Origin of the sequence: Lysinibacillus sp. NPDC048646, from assembly GCF_050272295.1 — a bacterium.
Taxonomy (GTDB): domain Bacteria; phylum Bacillota; class Bacilli; order Bacillales_A; family Planococcaceae; genus Lysinibacillus.
Window position 1 is genome coordinate 329,132 of record NZ_JBNNLZ010000003.1, and the last position, 13,817, is coordinate 342,948.

Sequence of the window (13,817 nt, forward strand, 5' to 3'; positions counted from 1 at the left end):
ACTAGCTTCCTCCCTTAGACACATTTAACAATGGTCGAATATTTTTTAACGCATGAATTTGATCGTACGTAATACGCCCATCATAGCCGATAAATGCACAAGCCATCTCTGATTGATTGATAGCTTTTACATGCTCATCTGACATTGCCTCAACTTGATCGGCAATCATTATATGTGTGGCTTCTAAACGAGAGGCAGCAATTATTGCTTCCTTATTACCATGTACACCAGCATGCACAATTCCCTTTAGTCTGCCTAGGACATACACATTGCCACCCGCTTCTACGCGTCCATTCGGGTTAACATTCCCAACAATAACAATGTCCCCCGAAGAACGGAGAATTTGCCCCGATCTGACCACACCTACATATGTATCTTGTTGGCTTTCTACCATTTTCTGGTTGCTCTCATGGACAGTCAGTACATCACTCTGCACTTTAGATACGATTAGTTGTTCTGTTTCCTGGACAATTTTCACTAGCTCTTTTATTTGCTCATCAGAACAGTATCGATTGCCTAAATGTAATTGTACATCTACTTTACCATCGATACCGCCTTCTGAAACTTTTCTCTTTAACTCTTCTACTAATTCGGCATACGCACACTGATCGTCTAAACGGAGAACAAAACCATCCTTTGTCCCCTTCATATTAACTAATTGTTTTTTCATGAATGCCTCACCTCACGTTGCTCTTTATTAAGAAACTTCACGTGCTCTCTGTAAGACACGCGCATTAATTAAATATTTGAAGGCCCAGCCAAGAATCATTAAAAATAAAGTATTTGCAATGATTGTTGGTAGTAGTCGTGAACGTAAGAAATCCGTTAATGGTATCGTTGTAAAATCTATTAAAAAGAAGAATTGGTAAAGTACGAATTCTAAAATTGCTACTAAAACAACTGAAATCGTCGTAGTCACAACTAAGTGCTGATGAATAATTTTCACAATAGATCCAGCTAAAAAACATATCAGTGGATAGAGCACCGAATATAATCCAATAATATCAATGTAAAAGACATCATACAAGACACCAAAAAAAAGTCCATACATTACCGCTCTTTGACGGCTGTAATAGATGGATATAAATATTAAATATAAGATTAAAAATCGAGGGACTAGATAAAAAATTTGCCCTTTCACTTCAATTGGTGAAAACATAGCAAACTCTGGTTCTAGTAAAAATAACAAAACCGCCACAGAGGGGATGAGAAATCGAACCATCATTCAGCCTCCTCTTCACTCGCCTCTTGCGGGTTCGATAAATCCTCATTCGTTGACTTGCCATCAGAACCGTCTATCACTGTAGATGTACGTTTCGCAATGACGACATGTTCTAAAATCGAAAAATCAGCAGATGGCTTTACATAGGCCATTTTCGTTAGCCCAAAATCATCTGTACTTACTTCAGTAATTTCTCCGATCGGCACTCCTTTTGGGAAAATACCGCCCAGCCCTGATGAAACTACTTGCTCGCCTTCTTTAACTGTTAAACTAGAATCGATTCGCTTCATAATGAGTTCATTACGTTCTTCATCAAAGCCCTCGATTAAACCGTATGCTTCTTTTTCTCCTAAAACCATCGCAGAAACACGATAATTTGGATTATTTGTATATAAAAGCTCTACCTCAGAAGTGAAAGGAGTCACTAAAGTAATTTTACCGACTAATCCTTTCGCTGTCATAACTGCCATATTTTTTTCCACACCGTGAGAGGAACCCTTATTTAATATAATTTTTTCTTCCCACTGGTCAGGATTTCTAGCAATAACCGTTGCTTGAATAGGATTAAATTCTTTTAAACTCTCTTTTTTATCGAGGAGCTCACTAAGTTTATCATTATCTTTTTTCAAAGCCAATGCCTCGGTTTGTACAGCTGCAAATTCTTCTAAGCGTGCTTTTAAACGTTTATTTTCTTCGTACGTGTTTAAGAGGGAGTCAATATCATTAAAAATACCCGTAAGATAATTCGCCGGCTTCGCAACAATGGATTGTGCGACGCCGACAGTATCTTTAATAATTTGCTCTGGTAAAGTTGCATTCGTCCGATCACGTAATGAGAAGCTAATCAATGCCACAAGAAAAACCATGCCCACGAGCAGCAATATTAATTTCTTATTGAAAAAAAAATGTGGCATTGCCTAAACCTCCTTAACCTTTTACCTGTTGTCGACGAATCAAGTCAATATTATCTAAAGCCTTACCTGTACCAATAGCAACACAGTCTAATGGATCTTCTGCGATAAATACAGGCATATTCGTTTCACGACTAATGACTTTATCTAGGTTAGATAAAAGTGCTCCACCGCCTGTTAACACAATACCGCGTTCCATCACGTCAGCAGATAATTCAGGTGGGGTTTGTTCTAGTGTTTTTCGGACACCATCAATAATGGATGATACCGCTTCACGTAGTGATTCAGAAATTTCCTGAGATGAAATCTCAATCGTTTTTGGTAAACCTGTTAATAGGTCCCGCCCTCTAATATCCATTTTCTCTTCAGGACCCTCAGCAAACGCCGTACCAATCTCGATTTTTACAGCCTCTGCTGTACGTTCCCCAATTGTTAAGTTATATGTTTTACGGATGTATGAAATGATTGCTTGATCCATAGCATCCCCACCAACACGTACAGACTCACTTGTGACAATACCACCTAACGAAATAACAGCTACCTCTGTGGTACCACCACCGATATCAACTACCATAGAACCCGTTGGATCCCATACCGGTAAATTTGCACCAATAGCTGCCGCAAAAGGTTCTTCAATCGTGAAAGCTTCTTTTGCTCCAGCTTGACGAGAAGCATCGATGACCGCACGTTGTTCCACAGATGTAATACCGTAAGGCACACAGATCATTATATTCGGCTTTTTCCAATTTCCACCAGAATTTTTAGACGCCTCTTTTAAATAGTATTCAATCATCGCTGTTGTAATATCAAAATCAGCAATAACGCCATCTTTCATCGGACGAATCGCTACAATTGAGCCTGGTGTACGTCCTATCATATTTTTCGCATCATTACCAACTGCGACGATATCGCCAGTTTTTGTATTTTTTGCTACGACTGAAGGTTCGCGTAGAACGATCCCCTTCCCTTTAATAAAAACTAATGTATTCGCTGTGCCGAGGTCAATTCCGACATCTTTACTACCTAATCCAAACAAATTGTGTACTCCCTTTCTACTTAAGCCATACTTTCGTTGACATAAAATCATACCGTTCATTATAACGGAAAAACGCAAGAATTTATAGTGCCACATAGCTCATCTTGCGGAAAATATACTATTTTCATCCCTCTTAAACTTAACATAGTACGTATTAATTAGCATATAATTTTTATTCATCTAAGACAACGTCTAATAGGCTACCAATTTTTGTGAATCATAGAGTTATTTCTACCAACTACATTAACGTCATTCGACAAAAAAGGTTCGCTTTTAAATATATTACAATAAACTTAATTTGCATCAAGATAATTTTACTCCCCATATAGACTTTAGCTAATCGCTCAGGCTTTCATTAAAACATTGTTTGAGTTTAGATGCCATCAACACCAGCAAGATTATATCCAATTTATAAATGACCTCAAAAAGCTCTGCAAATTGCTTGCAGAGCTAAAAATATCCTTTTTCTTTTAAACTGATATATTGATGATCACCGATGATGACATGATCAATCAAATCAATGCCAATAATATAGCCCGCTTCCTGAATCCGCTTTGTTACCTCAATATCTTCTGGACTCGGTGTTGGCACGCCACTAGGGTGGTTGTGCGCACAAATAATGGAAGCGGCAGAACGTTTTACTGCTTCGCGAAAAATTTCTCTCGGATGGACGATGCTAGCATTTAAGCTACCAATAAAAATTGTCTGTTTATGAATAATTTGATTTTTCACATTTAGAAAGAGCACAACGAAATGTTCTTGGTTAAGGGAAGTCATATCAGGCATTAAGTACGCAGCAGCATCTTGCGGGGATCGAATCGTATATTTTTCATCATTGTGCTTCTGAGCTAAGCGCCGCCCTAGTTCAATCGCAGCTAATAACTGAATTGCCTTCACCTCTCCAATTCCTTTAATAGCCACCATTTCTTCAATCGTAGCATGCTTCAAATGATGTAAATGCTCGAAAGCACCTAATACACGATTTGCAAGGACAAGAACCGACTCTTCTTTAGTTCCTGTCCTTAGTAAAATAGCCAGTAACTCTTGATTCGATAAACTCTTGGCTCCTTGTCTTAAAAGTCTCTCACGAGGTCGATCCGCTATATGAACGTCTCGTATCATCATGCTTGGTAATACATCTGTTGGCAAAAGTCTCACTCCTTCGCAAATTGGATAATATGAAGTGCTACCAATTGCGTAAACAACGCTGCAAGTGGTAAGCCTACAACATTGTTATAATCACCTTCAATTTTCTTAACTAAAAGGGTACCAGCAGTTTGTATGCCATAACCGCCTGCTTTATCAAAAGGATCACCCGAGGCTACATATGCTTCGATAAGCTCCTGCGATAATTCATTAAAGATAACAGTTGTTTCTTCTACAAATGTTGTTTCTTGTCCATTAGCTTCGATAATAGCAACTGCAGTCATAACCGCATGACGCGCACTTGATAATCGTGTTAAGTGAGCAATTGCTTCCTCATGAGATTTTGGTTTATGCAATAGTTCATTATCAAAAACCACGATAGTATCTGCACCAATAACCGTTGCATTCGACACTTTTTGTGCTACATCTCGTGTTTTTAATAGTGCTACACCTTTTACATAATCTTGCATAGTTGCTGCTTGAACGCTTGTCTCTTCTACCTCACTCGTAACAATATCGAAGGGAAGCGCGAGCATAGCAAGCAATTCCTTTCGGCGTGGTGAAGCGGAAGCTAGTACTAACTTATGATTTGTTGTAAACATTATCTCACCATTCCTCCTTATGCTTATCATAACGGAGAATTAGGTATTTGAAAATTTTCAAAAAATCAAGATAATGCCTATTTCACTATATTTCATACTTAAAATTTTATTTGGAGACATGCATTATTCTTCTGGTAATGCGCAAATAAATGTAAACGAATGATGTTTATATCATTGGAAATAGAAGAAACTGCTGTACCTACAGTTTGCCAGTCGGGAGGCAGCGTTGAATCTTTTGCGTTATCCTTAAATTTTAATTTTGTAGCATTTTTATCAGCAAAGACGACAGGAAGTTCTGCAATCGTTGCCTCTTTACAGCTATCACTAGTGACACTAAACACTTTTTTAAATGTTGCGGGAGCTTCTAAGAAAACGAGTTGACTTTCCTCTATCGCAATACTTGTCCAAATATAATATTTTCCATCCACCCCTACAATGGCGCTTTCTTTTAATGTTGGATACTCGGCTAAAAATGCACTTGCACTTTCATAATTAGAAAATACGCCTGCTTGACTTGCATAAAACATAGACGAGTTTGCGGTACCACCTGTTGTCGGAATAGTCTCTTTCTCTGTATCTTTACTTGCTACTTCACTATCCTGTTTCAAAGAAAACTGAGTACTCACTTGAAGAATTCCTAAAAATATGGCAACACCAAATAGTCCTACAATACCCCCAATTAGCATTGCACGAAATACTTGTTTTTTTATCACCTGACTAACAATTTTCATACGTCCTTCACCTCTTCCTTTAACGTATCAAAATAAACATAAAAAAAGACAAGTCTATTGTCGTCTATGATTTCATATTAGTATATGTTTAAAAATATGTGAAAATGCTAATTTACTGCAAGTTCAATTAATAGTATTTTTTTGGGGTTTAACATAAAAATTAAATACTTTTGTTACCAAAGGTACTAGGACTCATATAAATTATGAGCACCTGGTCTTTGTCATTTAAGTATTTGCCTACTCTATACTATTGTTTCACATCTATCTTTAAAGCTTGATTAGAATTGTTTAATTGAAACACAAGTCTATACAAAATTCCCCTTCGATTCTCCCGCTTCCTGTACGCATTATAGTTATTTCCCCATAACAAGAACATTTGTTTGCTATATTATAGAACCTGACTTTTGTTAGAAATGAAAAGTTCAAAAAAAAAAAAAAAAAACGATTCGACTATATGATATCGAATCGTTCAGACTGTAGACAAACTCAAAAAATTGAGTTTGTCTAGAAGTATCTATATGAAGCCGTTGATTTCCGCTACGGCGGACGCTTTTCGCGGGCATGGGATCAATACTAGGACGACCATATGGTGAATAGAGCGTTTCAACAACGTTTGGCAAAAACTATGTCTGTCGCTTTCAAGATACCGATTTTTCCCCTTAATGTAACGCTATAGGACAACTCTAGTTAGCTATTTCCAATTAATCGGTTACGCACTTCTGTTAATAAGTACAAAGAACCCGTCACGACCGTCCTGCATTTATTTTCCGATTGTTTTTGTAAAAATTGATCATAATCACTTAATACTTCTTTGTACGTAGCATTCGATAGGCCTAACATATCTTTTGCTGACATCGCACGCGGATTATCGAAATCAACAAAATAAAAGGTATCACTCACTTGTTCTAACTGATAAAGTACCTTTTTTACATCTTTATCTGCAAGTATGCCAATTACGAAAGTAATCAACTCATCGGGGAATTCATGCCGTATTGTTGCTATCAATTTTTCCGCACTAGCTGGATTATGTGCACCGTCTACTATAATATAGGGCAAGATTTCTTCAAAGCGACCTAATATTTCCGCCTTATTTATACCATTTTGAATACCTTGAATACTTACTGGCACATTTAATGTTGTTGCCACTTCAAAAAACGCGGTAATGGCTAATGCCATATTATTTGCTTGATGCTGCCCTTTCATTTTTCGCAACAGATTTGTTATACGTAAGCCATTTTCATCATTCGTATAACACTCACCATTCTTCGTATGCTCTATATAAAATTGATCGTCTAGTTCTAGAACAGTCGATTGTTTCATACGTGCTTCTTTATAGATAATTGCCTTCGCTTCAAGCGGTAAATCGCCGATAATAACAGGCTGATGCTGTTTAATAATACCTGCTTTATGATGGGCAATACTTTCAATCGTATTACCTAAATATCTCGTGTGTTCGAACGCAATGCTCGGAATTATAGAAACAATTGGTGTCACTACATTCGTACTATCCAGTAAACCACCCATACCTGCTTCAATTATAGCCACATCCACATGACTATTAACAAAATGTAAAAATGCTGCAACCGTTAAGAGCTCAAAATCCGTTAGCTTGCCGCTCAGTCCCGCTAATTGCATTTGGTGAAACACTCGATCCATCTCTTCACCTGAAATAGGTTGATTTGCTACTTGAATTTGGTCATGCACATCTAAAATGCAAGGAGACATAAATTTCCCCACATGTAAACTATGCTCATTTAGCATTGATTCGATAAAAGTAAGTGTTGAACCTTTACCATTTGACCCAGCTAGATGCACAACTTGCAGATTTTTCTCTGGACTACCTACAATCGCCAATGCTTCTTCAATCGCAGCAAGACCTGGCTTGATGACATCATCGCTTTTCACAGCCCATTTCTCTTTGTATATATCAAATTTCGGAATCATTGCTCTCCCTCCTGTAGCCATTGCCGAACTTCAGCTATGAAATAAAGCGAACCTGTAATGACTACAATTTCTTGTTCCTTCTTTTTTTGTATGGTTGCTTCGACCACTTCACGCCAATTACTACTATATTCCTTTTCAGGATGTTTCGATAAAGCGCCTAATCTTTCAGCGGGCATAGCATTCGGTAGGTCTATTTGTGTAAATGCCATTGATGTGGCAACTTCATCCATTAAAGTAATACTATTCGCGTGATCTTTATCAGATAGCGCAGCATATATAAATCGATAATGATGATTAGGATATACAGCTTCAAGTGTTTGAATAAGAGCAGCGGTTCCTTCTGAGTTATGGGCACCGTCTAACACGATATTGTTGGTAAATTGTTCAAAGCGGCCTGCCCATTGTGCCTTTTGCAATGCATGACGTATCGCTGTCTCTGATATTTCAAGATGACCATTTTCTTGTAAAAATAACATAGCGGTTATCGCCAAACTGGCATTGGCGATTTGATGTGGTCCAGCCATTTTTAATTGAATATCATTTATCTCCACATCGGCTTTTCGATAACTAAAGTGCTGCATAGCAATCTCTTGCTTTTCTGCAATTACAATAAAGTCCTTTCCAATAACGTGACATTCAGCATGACGTTCTAGTGTAGCTTGTTTAATAACTGCAAGCGCCTCTTCATCTTTTACACCTACCACTACAGGCACACCTTCTTTTACAATGCCTGCCTTCTCAAAGGCTACTTTCGCAAAGGTATCTCCTAAAAACGCTGTATGTTCCAGTGAAATGGTCGTAATAATTGACACAAGTGGGGTAATAACATTCGTTGCATCTAAGCGTCCACCAAGACCCGTTTCAATAAGTGCAAAGTCAACAGCTTCTTCCGCAAAATATTGGAACATGATAAGTGTTACAACCTCAAAAAAACTCGGAAAGTCCCCATCATAATTCGTATCAACAATTGCAGCAATGTTGTTCATATATCGTAAAAATTGCGCATCCGGAATCTGTTTCCCATTAATCGTCATTCGTTCATTGACACACTCTAAATGTGGAGACGTAAAAGTACCTACTCTGTAACCAGCCTCCTCTAACATTTCCCGTAACACATTTGCCGTTGAACCCTTTCCGTTTGAACCTGCTAAATGAATCGTTTGTAGCTTGTCCTGCGGATTATCCAAACGTGCCAAAACTTCACGCATCATAACAAGTGGCGCACGCTTATGGTCAACTGCCTTTAATGTAAAAATAAAATCTGTACAAGCTTTCATCGATGAAAACACAAGAAACACTCCCTCTAACTGCGATAACTCTAGTATAAATGGTGCCTGGCACACACACAATTCATACACAATTTAAAAACACACAGAAAATCACTATTAAAGTGAGTCTTTGTGTGTTTTTAACTAGTTAGTTTTTAACTTTTTCTTATTGTAGCTGATATGCGCCTAATAGGGCACCCATATCATCCAATATAATTCTAGCATCGTTATTCAACAATGGCTGAACATCAGGTCTTTGCATTAATTCAAATGAGTTCTTTAATGTTCTTTTCAACATTGAAATATCAAAATTCGAACAATACTCATTAATTTTATTAATTATAAATAAATCTTCACGTGTTAATTTACAGCTTGTCTCATTTTGATTTTTGCTATCCGCTAGTACATGTTTGATAAGTACTCGACCACTCGTATTCAACTGACGATAGTATTTCGCCTCAGATAATTTAATGAGATTTGTTTCTATCAATCCTCTTGCACTCACAAAATTCAACCCATCACAGGCTTTGTTTACTTTCACAATGATTGTTGCAACATTTCCAGACATGATGAACCTCCATTTTTTAGATTTGCCAAACATTACAAAAAGCCCATTCTATTTTTAGTAGAACAGCCATAGATTTTATTAAACATATCATCAAATGGTAATCGACGATCCTAGCATGAAAGATCGGTAATCTCTTCGTCTTAGACACCAGGCTTTGCGACCTATAATTTGAATAGCACCTTTTATCTATTATACTAATTATTATAAATAATACTATATACTTTGACCTAACTCAATACATATCTTTTGATTCACAAAAAGAAAAACAGCGGATGACTTTTTCGTCATCCACTGCCTTCACTATTACATATTTTTAAGTTCTTCTAAACGTTTTAACACCACAGCATGTTTATCTTCATAGTCCGCTAATTTTTCTCGTTCAGCATTGACTAAAGCTTCTGGGGCTTTTGAAACAAATTTCTCATTTGACAGCTTACCGGTAACAAGCTTCACTTCTTTTGCCCATTTCTCTAATTCTTTTTCTAGACGAGCGATTTCTTCTTCTAGGTTTATGAGACCTACAAGTGGTAGGAATAGCTCTGCACCAGTCACAACTGCTGTCATAGATTGATCAGGAGCATCTAAGCCTTCACCGATTGTTAAAGATTCAGGGTTACAGAATTTTTCGAGGTATGCTTTATTTGCTTCAAGAACAATAACCGTTGCTGCATCCTTTGCAGAAATGAATAATGGTACTTTTTTGCTCATTGGCGTATTAACTTCCGCACGTATATTACGCACTGAACGTATAATATCCATAAGGAGCTTCATATTGTCCGCTTCGTCCGCAAAATGAAGATCCGTACGTACAGTTGGCCACGCAGCCACTGTAATAGATTCACCTTCGTGTGGTAAGTGCTGCCAGATTTCTTCAGTGATAAATGGCATAAATGGATGTAATAGACGCATTGTTTGGTCTAGTACGTACGCTAAAATAGAACGAGTAGTTTTCTTCGCAGCTTCATCATCACCATTCATTGGTAATTTAGCCATTTCAATATACCAAGAACAGAAATCATCCCAGATGAAATTATAAAGCTCACGGCCGACCTCACCGAATTCATAGCGCTCAGCTAGCGATGTCACACGTTCAATTGTCTCGTTTAAACGAGTTAAAATCCATTTATCGGCCACTGACTTTTCACCAGTTAAGTCGATTTCATCATATGTCATGCCGTCCATATTCATTAATGCAAAACGAGAGGCATTCCAAATTTTATTTGCAAAATTCCAAACTGATTCCACTTTTTCTGTTGTATAACGTAAATCTTGCCCTGGCGATGAACCCGTCGCTAAGAAGTAGCGTAAGGAATCGGCACCGTATTTTTCAATAACGTCCATTGGATCAACACCATTACCAAGCGATTTACTCATCTTATGGCCTTCTCCATCACGTACTAAACCATGAATTAATACGTTTTTAAATGGACGTTGACCAGTAAATTCAATACCTTGGAAGATCATGCGAGATACCCAGAAGAAAATAATGTCGTAGCCTGTTACAAGCGTACTTGTTGGGTAATAGCGCTGATACTCTTCATTCGCCTCGTCCGGCCAACCCATTGTAGAAAATGGCCATAGTGCAGATGAGAACCATGTGTCTAACACATCTTCATCTTGCGTCCAATTTTCTGCATCTGTAGGTGCTTCTTTACCCACATAAATTTCACCTGTTTCATTGTGATACCAAGCTGGAATTTGGTGCCCCCACCATAATTGGCGAGAGATACACCAGTCACGGATATTTTCCATCCAACGAGAATATGTGTTTTCAAAACGGGATGGAACGAAATCTACTTTGCCTTCTTCGTCTTGTTGAAGCGCTAATGACGCATCAGCAAGTGGTTGCATTTTAACGAACCATTGTGCTGACAGATACGGCTCTACAACTGCGCCAGAACGTTCAGAGTGACCTACTGAATGCATGTGTTCTTCAATGTTGATTAACACACCAGCCTCTTGTAAGTCAGCAACGATTTGCTTACGGCATTCAAAACGATCCATTCCGTTATATTTGCCAGCAAGCTCGTTCATTGTCCCATCTTCGTTCATCACAAGAATACGTTCTAGGTTATGACGATTACCAACCTCAAAGTCGTTAGGATCATGGGCTGGTGTCATTTTTACTACACCTGTACCAAATTCCATATCAACGTAGTCATCTGCTACGATTGGAATTTCACGGCCAACGATAGGTAGAATCACTGTTTTCCCAATTAAATGTTGGTAACGCTCATCTTTCGGATGAACCGCAACTCCTGAGTCACCTAACATTGTTTCTGGGCGTGTTGTCGCTACCTCCACATAACCTGAACCATCTGCTAATGGATACTTCATGTGGTAGAATGCACCTTGAACATCTTGGTAGATAACTTCAATATCTGATAACGCTGTTTTCGCAGCAGGGTCCCAGTTAATAATACGTTCGCCACGATAAATTAACCCTTTTTCATATAATTGAACAAATACAGTTTTAACAGCATCTGATAGACCTTCGTCGAGTGTGAAACGTTCACGAGAATAGTCTAATGCAAGGCCAAGCTTCGCCCATTGTTGGCGGATATGCCCTGCATATTCTTCTTTCCATTCCCATGTTTTTTCGAGGAATTTTTCACGTCCTAAATCATAACGTGTAATATCGTCTTCCCGCAGTTTGGCCTCTACCTTTGCTTGTGTTGCAATACCTGCATGGTCCATACCTGGCAACCAAAGTGCATCATAACCTTGCATACGCTTCATACGCGTTAAAATATCTTGTAAAGCTGTATCCCATGCATGACCAAGGTGCAATTTCCCTGTTACGTTTGGTGGCGGAATAACGATTGAATACGGCTCTTTACCGCTTTCAGGTTGTGCTTCGAAAAATTTACCTTGTAACCACCACTCATAGCGACCTGCTTCAATAGACTGTGGATCGTATTTCGTCGGCATTGAAATGTTTTCTGTCATCTTGACTCCTCCTGTTGACTAATAATTTTTGATATAAATCGACTGGTCTAAAACGAATTTTCTGTCCAGATTTTCCATTGTGTTTACACAATAACTCCTTTGAAAATCTGCGATAACTACCAGAGACTTTATTGCCAAAGAAATTGTTGAAACAAGATTTTTGGACAATAAAAAAACTCCTAGCGTCTACAAAAGGACGAAGGAGTTTAGTTCGCGGTACCACCTTTAATTCCAGCAGGGCTAAGTCAAGTGCTCACGTACAACCTCATTTTTTGTGACAGCGCTTTTTGCTAGCCTTAGTCACCAGAAAATAACGATTTATACTTGATTTGCTTATGCTTACTTCTACTGGCTCTCAATTCGATAACGGTGTTTAACCGGCTTTAACTACTATTAGTTCACTAAAGCTGCTCGAAGGCTACGTTCAATTATGCACAAATAGAAACTTTTCAGCTACCGTTCCCTCTCTAAATATGTGCGAATAATTTACTCTTCCCTGTCATAGCATCTATATTCAACTTTCCACATTGTAACGCAAAATCGTGCACTTTTTCAAGTGATTTAGTTATTTTAGCGAGTCTGTTTAAAGTAAATAGAAAAGGAAGTGAATATTCATATGCGACGACGTAAATACAATCCCTGGTTTTTACCACCTTGGCTACGACAAATTCGTTTCTACTGCAGAACGATTATTATACCGATTTGTGCATTTCAGTTTGTGCGGATCATCATCGTACCAACTTCTGGCGATTTGATCTTCTTATTACTACTGCTTCTTCTTTGCTATTTACTTTTGAATGATGTCATTTGAAGCACGTACTTTTAACGGTGTATAATTTTCCGTTAAATCCCAAATCATTGTCGGTACTTCATCCCAGGAGCTGGACTCGCGCACAGCCGTATGACTAGAGGATTCCCTTAGCACTATTTTTTGCTCAACAGGTGCGGGTTTCTTTACATGAACAGCAACTTCTACAGGAGCAACCTGTTCTTCTAATACTAAAGCTTTTTCTACTACTGGCTCTGATTCACTAAAAATACTTGTAACTGTCCATTCCAACTGACACATTTGATTTGCAAGTGTCGGCCGAACATCTTTTACCATCAAATCTTCAATAGCAGCATCTTTCGGTAAATCAACATGTAAAGGTACAGCATACTCAAAATACCCTGTATCTCCTTGAATATCAAGTGCATCAATTTTAACTAAATCTTCAACATCCTTAAAATTTTGCAAGTCTTGAAAATCAAAGCGAACATGTGAAGTAATATGATAAATACCGACTAAACGTACTGAATCATCTAGCTGCATGGCTTGCCACTGTGGCTTAATCTGTACAGCTGCTATTTCTGTAGGGCAACCATACCCTGGAAAACAAAATGTCTCACGCATATTCCAAGTTTTCTGTTCGATAATAATCCCTCCCTTTGCATCATATG

At 38.2% G+C, this 13,817-nt stretch carries 12 protein-coding genes and 1 other annotated feature; all 12 genes read right to left on the minus strand.

Annotation, left to right across the window (positions count from 1 at the left end):
• Position 1: 1 nt before the first annotated feature.
• A complete protein-coding gene (minC, locus tag ACQKII_RS06175; protein WP_143995611.1) occupies positions 2-670 on the minus strand; it encodes a septum site-determining protein MinC in 669 nt (222 codons plus the stop codon).
• 27 nt (positions 671-697) lie between these two features.
• The gene (gene mreD, locus ACQKII_RS06180; protein ID WP_427457479.1) at positions 698-1,222 is read right to left on the minus strand and encodes a rod shape-determining protein MreD; all 525 of its coding nucleotides are present in this window, start codon (positions 1,220-1,222) and stop codon (positions 698-700) included.
• Positions 1,222-2,136 carry a rod shape-determining protein MreC gene (gene mreC, locus ACQKII_RS06185; RefSeq protein ID WP_427457319.1) on the minus strand — a complete coding sequence of 305 codons (915 nt, stop codon included), beginning with the start codon at positions 2,134-2,136 and terminating at the stop codon, positions 1,222-1,224. The genes mreD and mreC overlap by 1 nt, the downstream gene beginning before the upstream one ends.
• 13 nt (positions 2,137-2,149) lie before the next feature.
• Positions 2,150-3,169 (minus strand): rod shape-determining protein, encoded by a 1,020-nt coding sequence (locus tag ACQKII_RS06190; RefSeq protein WP_427457321.1) that lies wholly within the window; start codon positions 3,167-3,169, stop codon positions 2,150-2,152.
• Positions 3,170-3,619: 450 nt separating this feature from the next.
• Positions 3,620-4,291, minus strand: coding sequence for a RadC family protein (radC, locus tag ACQKII_RS06195; RefSeq protein WP_427457481.1), 672 nt, complete (start codon positions 4,289-4,291; stop codon positions 3,620-3,622).
• Between the two features lie 32 nt (positions 4,292-4,323).
• Positions 4,324-4,917: a Maf family protein gene (locus tag ACQKII_RS06200; RefSeq protein WP_427457323.1), complete on the minus strand. Its 594-nt coding sequence runs from the start codon at positions 4,915-4,917 to the stop codon at positions 4,324-4,326.
• Between the two features lie 98 nt (positions 4,918-5,015).
• Positions 5,016-5,648, minus strand: coding sequence for a hypothetical protein (locus ACQKII_RS06205; RefSeq protein ID WP_427457325.1), 633 nt, complete (start codon positions 5,646-5,648; stop codon positions 5,016-5,018).
• Between the two features lie 687 nt (positions 5,649-6,335).
• Positions 6,336-7,592, minus strand: coding sequence for a bifunctional folylpolyglutamate synthase/dihydrofolate synthase (locus ACQKII_RS06210; RefSeq protein WP_427457327.1), 1,257 nt, complete (start codon positions 7,590-7,592; stop codon positions 6,336-6,338).
• Positions 7,589-8,881, minus strand: a complete 1,293-nt coding sequence (locus ACQKII_RS06215; protein WP_427457329.1) for a bifunctional folylpolyglutamate synthase/dihydrofolate synthase — start codon at positions 8,879-8,881, stop codon at positions 7,589-7,591. Before ACQKII_RS06215 ends, ACQKII_RS06210 begins: the two co-directional genes overlap by 4 nt.
• 145 nt (positions 8,882-9,026) lie before the next feature.
• Positions 9,027-9,428: a hypothetical protein gene (locus ACQKII_RS06220; RefSeq protein WP_427457331.1), complete on the minus strand. Its 402-nt coding sequence runs from the start codon at positions 9,426-9,428 to the stop codon at positions 9,027-9,029.
• Positions 9,429-9,731: 303 nt separating this feature from the next.
• On the minus strand, positions 9,732-12,377 hold the full coding sequence (locus ACQKII_RS06225; protein WP_427457333.1) for a valine--tRNA ligase: 2,646 nt from the start codon (positions 12,375-12,377) through the stop codon (positions 9,732-9,734).
• A 189-nt stretch (positions 12,378-12,566) separates the two neighbouring features.
• Positions 12,567-12,889 (minus strand) — a binding site (T-box leader).
• Positions 12,890-13,164: 275 nt separating this feature from the next.
• Positions 13,165-13,770, minus strand: coding sequence for a valyl-tRNA synthetase (locus tag ACQKII_RS06230; RefSeq protein ID WP_427457335.1), 606 nt, complete (start codon positions 13,768-13,770; stop codon positions 13,165-13,167).
• Positions 13,771-13,817: the final 47 nt, after the last annotated feature.